24 protein-coding genes are annotated in these 13,257 nt (G+C 62.8%); all 24 read right to left on the reverse strand.

The features are described from left to right. Window positions 1-403: 403 nt before the first annotated feature. The 24 genes from RYL44_RS08955 to rpsJ all read right to left on the reverse strand — a co-directional run bounded on the left by RYL44_RS08955 (window position 404) and on the right by rpsJ (window position 13,057). Window positions 404-1,312, reverse strand: coding sequence for a type I methionyl aminopeptidase (locus RYL44_RS08955; protein ID WP_314975764.1), 909 nt, complete (start codon window positions 1,310-1,312; stop codon window positions 404-406). 3 nt (window positions 1,313-1,315) lie between these two features. Then, a complete protein-coding gene (locus RYL44_RS08960) occupies window positions 1,316-1,891 on the reverse strand; it encodes an adenylate kinase (protein WP_073982357.1) in 576 nt (191 codons plus the stop codon). After that, a complete protein-coding gene (gene secY / locus RYL44_RS08965) occupies window positions 1,888-3,180 on the reverse strand; it encodes a preprotein translocase subunit SecY (RefSeq protein WP_073982356.1) in 1,293 nt (430 codons plus the stop codon). Before secY ends, RYL44_RS08960 begins: the two co-directional genes overlap by 4 nt. A 254-nt stretch (window positions 3,181-3,434) precedes the next feature. Further along, the gene (gene rplO / locus RYL44_RS08970) at window positions 3,435-3,899 is read right to left on the reverse strand and encodes a 50S ribosomal protein L15 (RefSeq protein ID WP_314975765.1); all 465 of its coding nucleotides are present in this window, start codon (window positions 3,897-3,899) and stop codon (window positions 3,435-3,437) included. Window positions 3,900-3,901: 2 nt separating this feature from the next. Further along, window positions 3,902-4,087: a 50S ribosomal protein L30 gene (rpmD, locus tag RYL44_RS08975; protein ID WP_034505670.1), complete on the reverse strand. Its 186-nt coding sequence runs from the start codon at window positions 4,085-4,087 to the stop codon at window positions 3,902-3,904. Further along, on the reverse strand, window positions 4,087-4,776 hold the full coding sequence (gene rpsE, locus RYL44_RS08980) for a 30S ribosomal protein S5 (RefSeq protein WP_073982354.1): 690 nt from the start codon (window positions 4,774-4,776) through the stop codon (window positions 4,087-4,089). The genes rpmD and rpsE overlap by 1 nt, the downstream gene beginning before the upstream one ends. A 28-nt stretch (window positions 4,777-4,804) precedes the next feature. Continuing rightward, on the reverse strand, window positions 4,805-5,176 hold the full coding sequence (rplR, locus tag RYL44_RS08985; RefSeq protein WP_314975766.1) for a 50S ribosomal protein L18: 372 nt from the start codon (window positions 5,174-5,176) through the stop codon (window positions 4,805-4,807). Continuing rightward, window positions 5,176-5,718 (reverse strand): 50S ribosomal protein L6, encoded by a 543-nt coding sequence (gene rplF / locus RYL44_RS08990; protein ID WP_073982352.1) that lies wholly within the window; start codon window positions 5,716-5,718, stop codon window positions 5,176-5,178. Before rplF ends, rplR begins: the two co-directional genes overlap by 1 nt. Before the next feature lie 15 nt (window positions 5,719-5,733). Further along, window positions 5,734-6,132 carry a 30S ribosomal protein S8 gene (gene rpsH, locus RYL44_RS08995; protein WP_009054660.1) on the reverse strand — a complete coding sequence of 133 codons (399 nt, stop codon included), beginning with the start codon at window positions 6,130-6,132 and terminating at the stop codon, window positions 5,734-5,736. Window positions 6,133-6,194: 62 nt separating this feature from the next. Next, window positions 6,195-6,380 (reverse strand): type Z 30S ribosomal protein S14, encoded by a 186-nt coding sequence (locus RYL44_RS09000; RefSeq protein WP_003790603.1) that lies wholly within the window; start codon window positions 6,378-6,380, stop codon window positions 6,195-6,197. 3 nt (window positions 6,381-6,383) lie between these two features. Continuing rightward, on the reverse strand, window positions 6,384-6,929 hold the full coding sequence (rplE, locus tag RYL44_RS09005; protein ID WP_009058550.1) for a 50S ribosomal protein L5: 546 nt from the start codon (window positions 6,927-6,929) through the stop codon (window positions 6,384-6,386). Between the two features lie 2 nt (window positions 6,930-6,931). Then, entirely contained in the window at window positions 6,932-7,363 is a 432-nt protein-coding gene (gene rplX / locus RYL44_RS09010) for a 50S ribosomal protein L24 (RefSeq protein WP_073982351.1), read from the reverse strand. A 3-nt stretch (window positions 7,364-7,366) separates the two neighbouring features. After that, window positions 7,367-7,735: a 50S ribosomal protein L14 gene (rplN, locus tag RYL44_RS09015; protein ID WP_003790609.1), complete on the reverse strand. Its 369-nt coding sequence runs from the start codon at window positions 7,733-7,735 to the stop codon at window positions 7,367-7,369. An 88-nt stretch (window positions 7,736-7,823) separates the two neighbouring features. Beyond that, the gene (gene rpsQ / locus RYL44_RS09020) at window positions 7,824-8,090 is read right to left on the reverse strand and encodes a 30S ribosomal protein S17 (protein ID WP_003790611.1); all 267 of its coding nucleotides are present in this window, start codon (window positions 8,088-8,090) and stop codon (window positions 7,824-7,826) included. A gap of 5 nt (window positions 8,091-8,095) precedes the next feature. Then, on the reverse strand, window positions 8,096-8,329 hold the full coding sequence (rpmC, locus tag RYL44_RS09025) for a 50S ribosomal protein L29 (RefSeq protein WP_295919942.1): 234 nt from the start codon (window positions 8,327-8,329) through the stop codon (window positions 8,096-8,098). Then, window positions 8,329-8,748: a 50S ribosomal protein L16 gene (gene rplP, locus RYL44_RS09030; protein WP_314975767.1), complete on the reverse strand. Its 420-nt coding sequence runs from the start codon at window positions 8,746-8,748 to the stop codon at window positions 8,329-8,331. Before rplP ends, rpmC begins: the two co-directional genes overlap by 1 nt. A 5-nt stretch (window positions 8,749-8,753) precedes the next feature. Next, entirely contained in the window at window positions 8,754-9,563 is an 810-nt protein-coding gene (rpsC, locus tag RYL44_RS09035; protein WP_073982348.1) for a 30S ribosomal protein S3, read from the reverse strand. Between the two features lies 1 nt (window position 9,564). Continuing rightward, window positions 9,565-9,936, reverse strand: a complete 372-nt coding sequence (rplV, locus tag RYL44_RS09040) for a 50S ribosomal protein L22 (RefSeq protein WP_003790620.1) — start codon at window positions 9,934-9,936, stop codon at window positions 9,565-9,567. Window positions 9,937-9,965: 29 nt separating this feature from the next. Then, a complete protein-coding gene (gene rpsS, locus RYL44_RS09045; RefSeq protein WP_003790621.1) occupies window positions 9,966-10,247 on the reverse strand; it encodes a 30S ribosomal protein S19 in 282 nt (93 codons plus the stop codon). Window positions 10,248-10,263: 16 nt separating this feature from the next. Beyond that, window positions 10,264-11,100, reverse strand: a complete 837-nt coding sequence (rplB, locus tag RYL44_RS09050) for a 50S ribosomal protein L2 (protein WP_009058541.1) — start codon at window positions 11,098-11,100, stop codon at window positions 10,264-10,266. A 22-nt stretch (window positions 11,101-11,122) separates the two neighbouring features. Further along, window positions 11,123-11,428 (reverse strand): 50S ribosomal protein L23, encoded by a 306-nt coding sequence (rplW, locus tag RYL44_RS09055; RefSeq protein ID WP_003790626.1) that lies wholly within the window; start codon window positions 11,426-11,428, stop codon window positions 11,123-11,125. Beyond that, window positions 11,425-12,069: a 50S ribosomal protein L4 gene (gene rplD, locus RYL44_RS09060; RefSeq protein WP_314975768.1), complete on the reverse strand. Its 645-nt coding sequence runs from the start codon at window positions 12,067-12,069 to the stop codon at window positions 11,425-11,427. Before rplD ends, rplW begins: the two co-directional genes overlap by 4 nt. A 2-nt stretch (window positions 12,070-12,071) precedes the next feature. Beyond that, entirely contained in the window at window positions 12,072-12,737 is a 666-nt protein-coding gene (gene rplC, locus RYL44_RS09065; protein ID WP_073982346.1) for a 50S ribosomal protein L3, read from the reverse strand. Between the two features lie 11 nt (window positions 12,738-12,748). Continuing rightward, complete coding sequence (gene rpsJ / locus RYL44_RS09070) at window positions 12,749-13,057, reverse strand: 30S ribosomal protein S10 (RefSeq protein WP_003790631.1); 309 nt, start codon at window positions 13,055-13,057, stop codon at window positions 12,749-12,751. Window positions 13,058-13,257 lie beyond the last annotated feature (200 nt).

Raw genomic sequence — 13,257 nt, forward strand, 5'->3', positions numbered from 1 at the left:
GCTCCTCATCGCAGGAGGCCTAGACGCCTCCACCCACACTCAACTCTGAAGAGCCCTCAAAACGTTGCAATTCCAACGCTGCGAATTCAACGTTTGAAATAGTCGTGGGGGAATTACGTGCGAAAGTGGTGAAGACTCAGCGGTTGAGGGACTCAGCGACTGGGGGCACGAGGGCCGCGGCTGAGATGAGCTTGGCCCGACGCGCCGAGCGACACTCACGGCGCGGACGGCGAGCGGGTCCGGCGCGGACGGCGAGAGAGCCTGACGGCGCCCGACCGGCGACGCAGCCACCCGGAACACCGCAACTCAGCCAGCAGGGACACCGGCACCCCTGCCACGACCTCGTCGATAGAAGACTCGGACCCGGCACTCGTACGAGTACCGGGTCCTCACGCCTAACGTATCAGTCGAGCGAGATAGGCGTGACGCCATAGGGAGCAAGGCCCGCCACTCCCCCATCACGAGCCGTCAACACGCTCACGCCGTCCGCCATGATCGCAATCGAATGCTCCCAATGAGCAGCATCGCGACCATCAACCGTGCGCACAGTCCACTCATCATCATCCGTGCTCGAAGCGATGTCGCCGCGGGTCAGCGTCGGCTCAACAGCCAAAACCATGCCGGGCTTCAGGCGCGCCTGGATGCCGCGCACGTTGTAATTAAGGACATCCGGAGGCATGTGCATCCTGGTTCCGATGCCGTGGCCAACGAACTCCTCGACAATGCCCGCCTCCCAGCCGTTAACAAGAGCATTCTCCGCAACGACGGTCTCGACCGCCTTGCCGACAGCGCTAATGCGCTTACCGGTCGCCAGACCAGCCAGTGCCGCCCAAAGCGACTCACGGGTCACCGCATCAAGCTCGCGACGCTCGCGCAGCGTCTTCTCGTCGACGCCGGCGATCGCGCCCGACGCGCGGGTGCCGACAGCAAAATCGGCGTCCTCGATGAAGGACTCGCCCACGATAACACTGAACGCTGCATCACCGTGCCACTGACGCCCACCACGTTCGAGGTAGGCACCACAGTCAAAGGATACGAGGTCACCCGGAGCCAGCTCATAGTCGCCGGGGATACCATGGACGATAACGTCATTAACGGATATGCACACCGTCGCCGGGTAGCCGTAGTAGCCGAGAAAATTCGACGTGGCACCGCCGTCAGCGATGGCCTGGGCGCTCACCTCGTCCAGCTCGCGCGTCGTGATGCCGGGACGCACCGCTCCGCGCAAGGCCTCGTGAATCGACGCGACAACCAGACCCGCCTCGCGCATCCAACGCAGCTGTTCGACAGTTTTAAGCTCGATGTGGGGCATCGGCTACTTCGCCACCGAATCCAGGATCGCAAAAATGCGCTCCGTCACCTGGTCGATCGTGCCGCGACCGTCCACAACCTCGAGCAAGTCCTGATCCACGTAGTACGTGGCCACTGGTTCCGTCTGCTGGTGGTAGACCTCGAGGCGGTGACGCATCACGGGTTCGGTATCATCCGTACGATGCTGCTCCTGCGCGCGCTTGAGCATACGTTCCACAACCTCGTCCTCATCGACCTGAATCTCCAGGACGACATCAATCGACTTACCCAGGTCGAGGAGCATGTCGCGCAGCACGTGCGCCTGCTCCACCGAACGCGGGTAGCCATCCAGCAGGAAGCCCTTCGCGGTGTCCGGGGCAGCCAGGCGAGCCTTCACCATCGCGTTCGTGACCGAGTCAGGAACGAACTCACCGCGATCCATGTAGGCCTGCGCCTGTTTGCCGATCTCCGTCCCCTCCGCCATGTTGGCGCGGAAGATGTCGCCAGTCGAGATGGCGGGAATATTCAAGCGCTCCGCAATACGCGAGGCCTGGGTACCTTTACCGGCCCCGGGGGGGCCGAGGAGGATGACAACTGTCATTTCAGGAATCCTTCGTAGTGATGCTGCTGCAACTGAGTGTTAATTTCCTTCACCGTCTGCAGACCAACACCGATGATAATGAGCAGCGTCGTGCCACCGAAAGGCATCTGCGAACTCGACAACTTCAACGGGATGATCGCCAGCGACGGCAGGAGGGCAATGATCACCAGGTAGAGGGCACCCGCCGACGTGATTCGATTAATCACGTACCGCAGATACTCGGCCGTGGGTCGGCCCGCACGGTACCCGGGGATGAATCCTCCGTACTTCTTCATGTTGTCCGCGACCTCGTCCGGATTGAACGTAATCGCCGTGTAGAAGAAGGCGAAGAACAATGTCATGAGCGCGTAAATCGTCAGGTAGAACGAACTACCTTGCGTAAAGTGCGCAGAAATCCACTGAACCCACGCATCCTGCGGCTTTCCGAACTGCGCGACCATCGGAGGCAACGCCAGGATCGAGGACGCGAAGATGACGGGGATAACACCCGACATGTTGATCTTCAGCGGGATGTAGGTGGTCGTTCCACCATATTGACGACGCCCAATCATACGCTTGGCGTACTGCACCGGGATACGGCGCTGTGCCTGCTCCACGTATACGACGGCGATAGCGACAACAAGAAGCAGGGCGACAATAGCTGCGACAGAACCCCACTTTCCGGCCTGGCCAATGGAAAGCAGCTGCTCAGGCAACCGGGCGGCGATGGAAGTAAAGATCAACAGGGACATGCCATTGCCGATTCCGCGCTCCGTGATGAGCTCACCCAGCCACATAATGACGCCGGTACCAGCCATCATCACGATGATCATCATGATGAAAGTCAGGACAGAGCGATCACGAATCACGTCCTCGGAACACGCCTGGAACAGTTGGCCGCTGCGAGCCAGAGAAATCGTCGTCGTCGCCTGGAGAACACCAAGGAAGATCGTCAGGTACCTCGTGTACTGGGTGAGCTTAGCCTGACCGGTCTGTCCTTCTTTGTGAAGATCATCGAAACGCGGGATCACGACCCTCAGCAGCTGAATAATGATCGACGCGGTGATGTAGGGCATGATGCCCAGCGCGAAAATCGACAGCTGCAGCAGAGCACCACCCGAGAACAAGTTCACAAGGTCAAGCAACGAAGCCTGAGTCTCCTGCGCCATACAGCGCTGCACGGCCTGCGAGTCGACGCCGGGTGTCGGAATGAACGACCCAAGCCGAAACGCAGCCATAATGAACAGTGTAAAGAGCAGCTTCCGACGCAAGTCGGGGGTACGGAACGCCTGGGCAAATGCACCGAGCAAGGCTTCCTCCTACGGGTGATGGGCAGCGGGGCAAAGCCCCTAGACTGATTTAGCTTACCCGACACGGGTAACAAATGGCGAGATCCAATCATTAAAAAGGACGCACTAACGCGTACCAAACGGAACGCGTCGTACGCGGGCCCGCACTTACGGCCCTGTCATGTCGCCTGTCAGGCACTACTTGACACCCTGAACATGCGAATCATGACAAAGACAACGGGGGTGGTCCTGTGAAGGACCACCCCCGTCGAGCGTCAGCGAGCCGAGATAGACCCGCCAGCGGCAGTGATCTTCGCCTCGGCTGAGGACGACCAAGAATCGACCTCAACCTCGAGCTTGACGCTCAGCTCGCCGGTGCCAAGCACCTTGACAGGCGCCGAATCGCGAACTGCGTGCTTAGCGACGAGATCCTCGACCGTGACCTTGCCACCCTCGGGGAAGAGTTCTCCGAGCTTGCCAACGTTCACGACCTGGTACTCAACGCGGAAGGGATTCTTGAAGCCGCGAAGCTTCGGCAGACGCATGTGGATCGGCATCTGGCCACCCTCGAAGCCGGCGGCAACCTGGTAACGGGCCTTCGTGCCCTTGGTGCCACGGCCCGCGGTCTTGCCCTTCGAAGCCTCACCGCGACCCACACGGGTCTTAGCGGTCTTCGCCCCGGGGGCAGGACGCAGGTGGTGAAGCTTAACGATCTGCGTCTTCTTCGTGGAGTCCGCCATTGTCAGTCGACCTCCTCAGCGGTCACCAGGTGACGCACGGTACGGACGGCGCCCAGAACGGCTTCCGTCTGCTCGCGCACGACACTCTGGCCGATCTTGCGCAGCCCGAGGGTGCGCAGCGTGTCCTTCATGTTCTGCTTCGCGTGAGCAGAGGACTTGACCTGCGTGATCTTGATGTTCTTCGCCATCACTTAGCCTCCCCTGCAGCGGCCTTGTCGGCCTCGGCGGCCTCGGCAGCAGCGCGCTTCTCGGCCTCGCCCTCTGCGCGAGCGCGCAGCATGGACGAGGGAGCAACGCGCTCGAGGGGCAGGCCGCGGCGAGCGGCAACCGCCTCGGGCTGCTCGAGCTGCTTCAGTGCGTCAACCGTCGCGTGGACGATGTTGATCGCGTTGGACGAGCCCAGCGACTTGGTGAGCACGTCGTGGACGCCCGCGGCCTCCAGGACGGCGCGCACCGGACCACCGGCGATAACACCGGTACCGGGGGCAGCCGGACGGAGCAGGACGATACCGGCGGTATCGCGCCCCTGCACCACGTGCGTAATCGTGCGGCGAATCATCGGGACGCGGAAGAAGTTCTTCTTCGCTTCCTCGACGCCCTTGGAAATGGCCTGAGGAACTTCCTTGGCCTTTCCGTAGCCGACGCCCACCGTGCCTTCGCCATCACCCACGACAACCAGGGCGGTGAAGGAGAAACGACGTCCACCCTTCACAACCTTGGAGACGCGGTTGATGGTCACGACGCGCTCGATGTACTCGTTCTTGTTTTCGTTGTTCCGGCGGTTATCGCGATCGTTGCCGCGACCGGAGCGGCGCTCACGGCGTTCGTTGTTCTCGCCTGCGCCCGAACCGTTCCTGTCTCGCTGCTGTGCAGCCATCAGATGATCTCTCTTTCTTTCGGCTCGTTCACAGCTCAAGTCCGCCCTCGCGGGCGGCCTCGGCAACGGCCGCAACGCGACCCGTGTACTTGTTACCACCACGGTCGAAGACGACAGCGGAGATACCGGCAGCCTTCGCACGCTCGGCGATCAGCGCGCCGACCTTGCGGGCCTTGTCGGTCTTCGTGCCCTCGGTGCCAGCGAGCTCTGCCTCGATGTCGGAGGCCGAAACCAAGGTGTGGCCAACCGTGTCGTCGATGACCTGAGCCACCATGTGGCGGTTCGAGCGGGTGACGACCAAACGGGGACGCTCGGGCGTGCCGTTGATCTTCTTGCGGAGGCGGAGGTGACGGCGCTTGCGAGCGACGAACTTGCCCTTGCCCTTGATCGAGTAAGCCATCACTTACCAGCCTTTCCGACCTTGCGACGGATGGTCTCGCCCACGTAGTGGATGCCCTTGCCCTTGTAAGGCTCCGGCTTCTTCAGCTTGCGGATGCGAGCAGCAGTCTCACCGACAAGCTGCTTGTCGATTCCGGACACCGTGAACAGCGTCTGAGACTTCGGAGCAATCGTGAACTCAATGCCCTCGGGTGGGGTGACGGTGATCGTGTGAGAGAAGCCCAGGGAGAACTCCAGGTCCTTGCCCTTAGCAACCACGCGGTAACCGGTGCCCGTGATCTCGAGGTCCTTCTTGTAGCCCTCGGTCACGCCAACAATCATGTTGGCGATGAGGGTACGGGACAGTCCGTGAAGCGAACGTGAGGAGCGCTCATCGTTCGGACGCTCAACAACAACCTGGCCCTCGTTCACTGTCGCAGTGATCGGCTCAGCAACAACGTGAGAGAGGGTACCCTTGGGGCCCTTCACGGTCACGTTCTGGCCGTCGATCTGGACGTCGACGCCGGCGGGGATGGCGATGGGGTTCTTACCAATTCGCGACATTGTTCAACCTCCTCGTCACCAGATGTAGGCGAGGACTTCCCCACCCACACCCTTCTCGGCTGCCTGGCGGTCGGTGAGCAGGCCGGACGACGTGGACAGGATCGCCACGCCGAGGCCGCCACGGACCTTAGGCAGGTTGGTGGACTTGGCGTACACGCGCAGACCGGGCTTGGACACGCGCTTAAGCCCCTGGATCGCAGCCTCACGGTGCGAACCGTACTTCAGGTTGATCGTCAGAGTCTTACCCACGCGGGCATCCTCGACGGAGGTCGAGGCAATGTAGCCTTCCTCGACCAGGATGTTCGCAATCGCGTTCTTGAGCTTCGAGTACGGCATGGAGACCGCATCGTGGTGCGCACGATTCGCGTTGCGCAGACGCGTCAGCATATCTGCAATCGGGTCTGTCATTGTCATGGGGGTTTATTCCCCTTCCTCGTCGCGGTTTCTCCGGTTACCCGGGACCTGCGACGTTCGTTTTACCAGCTGCTCTTGGTGACACCGGGGAGTTCGCCACGGTGGGCGAGCTCGCGCAGGCACACGCGGCACAGTCCGAACTTGCGGTACACCGAGTGCGGACGACCGCACCGGTTGCACCGGGTGTAGGCACGCACGCCGAACTTCGGCTTGCGGGCAGCCTTGACCTTCAGGGATGTCTTGGCCATGGGTCAGTCCTCCTTGAACGGGAAGCCGAGGTGACGCAGAAGGGCGCGACCCTCTTCGTCGGTGGTGGCCGAGGTGACAACCGTGATGTCCATGCCGCGCACTCGGTCGATCGAGTCCTGGTCGATCTCGTGGAACATCGACTGTTCCGTGAGACCGAAGGTGTAGTTGCCGTGACCGTCGAACTGCTTGGAGGACAGTCCGCGGAAGTCACGGATACGGGGAAGCGCCGTCGAGAGGAGGCGATCCAGGAACTCCCACATGCGGTCGCCGCGGAGCGTGACGTGCGCACCGATAGCCTGGCCCTCACGCAGCTTGAACTGCGCAATGGACTTCTTGGCTCGGGTGGTCACGGGCTTCTGCCCGGTGATCGCAGTGAGGTCGCGGATAGCGCCCTCGAGTGCCTTCGAGTCGCGAGCGGCCTCGCCGACACCCATGTTGACGACAATCTTCGTCAGTCCGCCGACCTGCATGACGTTCTCGTGCTTAAACTCAGCACGGAGCGCCTCGCGGATCTCGGAGACGTACTTTTCCTTCAGACGCGGGGCCATACTCAGATCTCCTTGCCCTGCTCAACGCCGCGCTTCGCGCCGCCACGGGTCACGCGGACTCGGACGGTGCGAGTGCGGCCACCGCGCTCAACGGTGTCCTCACGGAAACCAACGCGAACGCGTTTCTTAGTCTCGGGGTCGACCAGAGCGACCTTGGACAGCGAGATAGGGGCTTCGACAGTTTCGATGCCACCGGCGCTGCCCTGCTGTCCCTGGCGCACGTGACGCGTCTTGAGGTTGATGCCCTCAACGAGGACCTTACCCTCAGCCGGGAACACCTTGATGACTCGGCCCTGCTTGCCCTTATCACCGGGCTTCAAGGGTTCGAGACCCTCCTCAGCGCGGCGGGCGTTACGCTTTGCCAGTGCCTTCTCGTCGGACGTGCGTCCGCGAACGACCTCGACGAGGTCATTCTTACGAATCTTGGCTGCCATGGATCAGATCACCTCCGGAGCGAGGGAGACGATACGCATGAACTTCTTGTCGCGCAGCTCGCGGCCCACGGGGCCGAAGATACGCGTGCCACGCGGCTCGCCATTGTTGTTGATGATGACGGCCGCATTCTCGTCGAAACGAATGTAGGAACCGTCGGGGCGGCGGGTTTCCTTACGCGTGCGAACGATCACTGCCTTGACGACTTCGCCCTTCTTGACGTTGCCGCCGGGGATGGCGTCCTTCACGGTGGCGACGATCGTGTCGCCGATACCCGCGTAGCGCCGACCCGAGCCACCGAGAACACGGATGGTCAGGATCTCCTTGGCCCCTGTGTTGTCGGCGACCTTCAGTCGCGACTCCTGCTGGATCATTTTCTATTGACTCCTGTCGTCGTGCCGGTTCTCTTCCGGATACTACCGGTCGAGCCTTGCCGAACGGATTTCGGTCTGTGAGCGAAGGTCACTTCGCCTTTTCGAGGATCTCCACAACGCGCCAGCGCTTAGTGGCCGACAGCGGGCGGGTCTCCATGATGAGGACGAGATCGCCGACGCCGCACTCGTTGTGCTCGTCGTGAACCTTGACCTTCTTGTTCTTGCGCATGACCTTGCCGTAGAGGGCGTGCTTGACGCGGTCCTCGATCTGGACGACAACGGTCTTGTCCATCTTGTCGCTGACGACGTAGCCGCGACGGACCTTGCGCTCGTTACGAGCGGTAGTTTCTGCCATCAGGCTCACTCCTCAGTGCTCGGGGCGGTGCGGTAGCCAAGCTCCCGCTCACGCGCGATGGTGTAGATCCGGGCAATGTCGCGGCGCACGGTCTTCATGCGACCGTGATCCTCGAGGTTGCCAACGGCCTGCGCGAAACGCAGGTTGAACAGCTCGGCCTTGGCCTTCTCCAGCTCCTTGGAGAGCTGGGCATTGTCCATGGCGTCGAGCGCCTCGGTGGTCAGACCCTTATCTGCCATCAGATGTCACCACCCTCTCGGACCACGAAACGGGTCTTGATAGGAAGCTTGTGCTGGGCACGGCTGAGGGCCTCGCGAGCGAGCTCCTCCGGGACGCCTGCCAGCTCGAACATGACACGTCCGGGCTTGACGGGGGCAACCCACCACTCCGGAGCGCCCTTACCGGAACCCATTCGGGTTTCGGCGGGCTTCTTGGTCAGCGGGCGGTCCGGGAAGATGTTGATCCAGACCTTACCGCCGCGCTTGATGTGACGTGTCACAGCGATACGAGCCGCCTCAATCTGACGGTTGGTGATGTACGCACCTTCGAGAGCCTGGATGCCGAAGTCGCCGAACGCCAGTTCGGTGCCACCGGACGCAAAGCCAGTGCGGTGGGGACGGTGCTGCTTGCGGTACTTAGTCCGACGGGGAATGAGCATTGGGCTCAGGCCTCCGATCCGGTCGTGGGCGCAGAGGCCTCGGAGGCGCTAGCCTCACGGGGAGCCTGCTGCGCAGCGGTCTCCTGGTTGGGGCGTCCACCGCGGCGGGGGCCACGGCGGCCATCGCGACGGCCGCCACGCTGGGCCTGCTCGGCCTGCTGGCGAGCGAACTCGCGCTCGGTGATGTCGCCCTTGTAGATCCACACCTTGACGCCGATGCGACCGAAGGTCGTACGGGCCTCGTGGAATCCGTAGTCGATGTTCGCGCGAAGGGTGTGCAGCGGCACGCGTCCCTCGCGGTAGAACTCGGAGCGGGACATTTCGGCGCCACCCAGACGGCCGGACACCTGGACACGAATGCCCTTGGCGCCAGCGCGCTGCGCGGACTGAATGCCCTTACGCATCGCACGACGGAAGGACACGCGCGCAGCGAGCTGCTCGGCGATGCCCTGCGCAACGAGCTGAGCTTCGAGGTCGGGGTTCTTCACCTCGAGGATGTTGAGCTGAACCTGCTTGCCCGTCAGCTTCTCGAGCTGAACGCGCAGGCGGTCGGCCTCGGCACCACGGCGACCGATGACGATGCCCGGGCGAGCGGTGTGCAGGTCGACGCGAACGCGGTCACGCGTGCGCTCGATTGCCACCTCGGCGATACCGGCGCGCTCGAGGTTGTCGGTCAGGAACTTGCGGATCGCGACGTCTTCGGCCACGTAGTCCGCGTAGCGCTGTCCCTTGGTGGTGGAGTCGGAGAACCAGCGAGACCGGTGGTCAGTGGTGATTCCCAGACGGAACCCGCGGGGGTTGACCTTCTGACCCATATCAGCGGTCTCCCTTCTTCTTGTCTTCCTTGGTCCCCACCACGATGGTGATGTGGGAGGTGCGCTTGAGGATACGACCAGCGCGTCCCTGAGCGCGGGGACGGATGCGCTTCATCGTCGGCCCCTCGTCCACGTATGCTTCGAGCACGAGCAGGTCGGCCTCGTTGAAGGTCTCTCCGGCGTTCTCAGCCTTGACCTTCGAGTTGGCGACTGCGCTCAGGAGCACCTTGCGGACATCGGTGGCGACGGCCTGCGGGGCGAACCGCAGAATGTCGGCGGCCTCCAGAACACGCTTGCCGCGAACCTCGTTCACAACACGGCGGGACTTCTGGGGCGTGACGCGGATGAATCGCGCCTGCGCCTTGGCTTCCATGTATCTGCCTCTTCTTCCGTGGGGCCGGCTCAGCGCCGACGTCCCTTACGATCGTCCTTGTCGTGGCTGCGGAAAGTACGCGTGGGAGCGAACTCGCCGAGCTTGTGGCCCACCATCGACTCGGTGACGAAAACGGGCACATGCTTACGGCCGTCGTGGACGGCGATGGTCAGACCCAGGAAGTCCGGGGTGATGACCGAGCGACGCGACCAGGTCTTGATGACGTTCTTCGAGCCGGATTCGTTGGCGGCATCAACCTTCTTGAGCAGGTGGTCGTCGACGAACGGGCCCTTCTTCAAACTACGCGGCATTTCAATCGACTCCTACTCAGCGGTTCTTGCCGGTCTTGCGACGGCGGACGATCAGGCGATCGGACGCCTTCTTCGGACGACGCGTACGGCCCTCGGGCTTGCCCCAAGGCGACACGGGGTGACGACCACCGGACGTGCGGCCTTCACCACCGCCGTGCGGGTGATCGACCGGGTTCATGACGACACCACGGACGTGCGGGCGCTTGCCCTTCCAGCGCATGCGGCCGGCCTTGCCCCAGTTGATGTTCGACTGCTCGGCGTTGCCGACCTCGCCGATGGTAGCGCGGCAGGTGGCCTCGACGTTGCGGATCTCGCCGGAGGGCATACGCAGCTGGGCGAAGCGGCCTTCCTTAGCGACGAGCTGAACGGAGGTGCCGGCGGAGCGGGCGATCTTGGCGCCGCCGCCGGGGTAAAGTTCGACGGCGTGCACAACGGTACCCAGGGGGATGTTGCGCAGCTGCAGCGAGTTGCCGGGCTTGATGTCCGCACCAACGCCAGCCTCGATGTGATCGCCCTGCTTGAGGCCGGTCGGAGCGAGGATGTAGCGCTTCTCGCCATCCGCGTAGTGGAGGAGGGCGATGCGAGCCGTGCGGTTGGGGTCGTACTCAATGTGAGCGACCGTCGCCGGGACGCCGTCCTTGTCGTGACGACGGAAGTCAATCACGCGGTACTGGCGCTTATGACCGCCGCCGCGGTGGCGGGAGGTCACGCGGCCGTTGTTGTTACGGCCACCGGTCTTGTGCAGCGGGCGCAGCAGCGACTTCTCGGGGGTGTCGCGGGTGATCTCGACGAAGTCAGAGACGGACGAGAAGCGACGGCCCGGAGTCGTGGGCTTGTACTTGCGAATTCCCATTGTTCAAATGTCCCTTCGGTCCTCAGGCCTGATCGCCGAAGATGTCGATGGTGCCCTCACGCACGGTGACGATGGCACGCTTGACGTCCTTGCGCTTACCGATCCCGTTACGGGTGCGGTAGGTCTTGCCCTTGCGGTTCTGGGTCGCGATGGAACCGATCTTGACGCCGAAGATGCGCTCGAGGGCAATCTTGATCTCGGTCTTGTTCGCGCGGGGGTCAACCTCGAAGGTGTACTTGCCCAGGTCCATCAGGGCAAGCGACTTCTCGGTGGTTACCGGCTTCAGAATGATGTCGCGGGGGTTCTTACCCGCTTCGATCGTGCTCACTTGGTCTCCTCCTTGGTACCGAGGAAGGACTCAAGGGCGGCCTGCGTGAAGACGATGTCATCGGCGTCCAGGACGTCGTACGTGTTCAGCTGGTCGGCCCACAGGACGTGAACCTCGGGAACGTTGCGCAGGGACAGCGCGGTCAGTTCGTTGCCACGCTCGAGGACGACGAGAGCCTGACGGTCCTCGACGATGGCGCTCAGAGCGGCGAGCGCAGCCTTGGTCGAGGGCTTGTCGCCTTCGAACAGGGCGGTGACAACGTGGATGCGGTCGGCGCGCGCACGGTCGGACAGAGCGGAACGCAGAGCGCCCTGCTTCATCTTCTTGGGGGTGCGCTGGTCGTAGTCACGCGGCTGAGGGCCGTGGACGATGCCGCCGCCGGTGAAGTGAGGCGCGCGGATGGAACCCTGGCGGGCGTTACCGGTGCCCTTCTGACGGAACGGCTTCTTACCGCCGCCGGAGACCGCGCCGCGGGTCTTCGTCGCGTGCGTGCCCTGACGGGCGGCCGCAAGCTGAGCAACGACAACCTGGTGCATCAGCGGAATGTTAGTGGGAACGTCAAAGATCGAACCGGGGAGAACGACGGAACCCGCCTTCTTGCCCTCGACGTCGATGATGTCAACGTTACGATCGTCAGTCATGATCACGCGCCCTTCACAGAGGAGCGAACCAGGACCACGCCGTTCTTCGGACCCGGGATGGCGCCGCTGATAAGCAGCAGGCCCTTCTCGGTGTCCACGGCCTGGATCGTCAGGTTCTGAACAGTACGACGGTTGCCGCCCATGCGACCGGCCATGCGCAGGCCCTTAAAGATGCGTCCGGGGGTGGCGCAGGCGCCGATCGAGCCGGGCTTGCGGTGGTTGCGGTGTGCACCGTGGGAGGCGGAAACACCGGCGAAGCCATGACGCTTCATAACACCGGCGAAGCCTTTGCCTTTGGTGGTGCCGGAAACGTCGACGGATTGGCCAGCCTCGAAGGTGTTGGCGTCGAGTTCCTGGCCGAGCTCGTAGGAGTCGTTCTCGGAAGTACGGACCTCAGCGAGGTGACGGCGGGGTGCAACCCCGGCCTTCTCGAAGTGGCCCTGGAGGGGCTTGGTGACCTTACGGGAGTCGATCTCACCGAAGCCAAGCTGAATAGCGGAGTAGCCGTCGACCTCGGGGGTACGAACCTGGGTCACGACGTTGGTGCCGACCTGCACAACAGTCAGGGGCACGAGGTGGCCGTCGGCGTCCCACACCTGGGTCATGCCGATCTTGCGGCCGAGCAGCGCCTTGACGGGCGCGGCAGCGTGCTGCTTCTTGTTAGTCATTGCAGATGTCCTCAGAGCTTGATCTCGATGTTGACGTCCGCAGGCAGGTCGAGGCGCATGAGCGAGTCGACGGCCTTGGGGGTCGGATCGATGATGTCGATGAGCCGCTTGTGCGTACGCATTTCAAAGTGCTCGCGGCTGTCCTTGTACTTGTGGGGCGACCGAATAACAACGAATACGTTCTTCTCGGTCGGCAGCGGCACCGGGCCCACGACCGTGGCGCCAGCACGCTGTACGGTGTCCACGATCTTGCGCGCGGAGCTGTCGATGACCTCGTGGTCATACGACTTGAGCCGGATGCGGATCTTCTGTCCCGCCATGCCGTCTTACCTCTTCTCGTACAGATTCGCCGCCGGTCCCCGCACTCGGGCGTGTCGCAGCCGTTGTGCTCGCGATCCCTCGCGCAGACCGACGTCTTGTCCAAAGATCTTGGGCATATTGCCCGACCCATACGTGATGGCACGCATGGGCCACCCCAGATACGCTGGGGCAACCGTGCCATTCTGTCAGAGTTCCACCC

It is taken from the genome of Actinomyces bouchesdurhonensis, assembly GCF_963540955.1.
Taxonomy (GTDB): domain Bacteria; phylum Actinomycetota; class Actinomycetes; order Actinomycetales; family Actinomycetaceae; genus Pauljensenia; species Pauljensenia bouchesdurhonensis.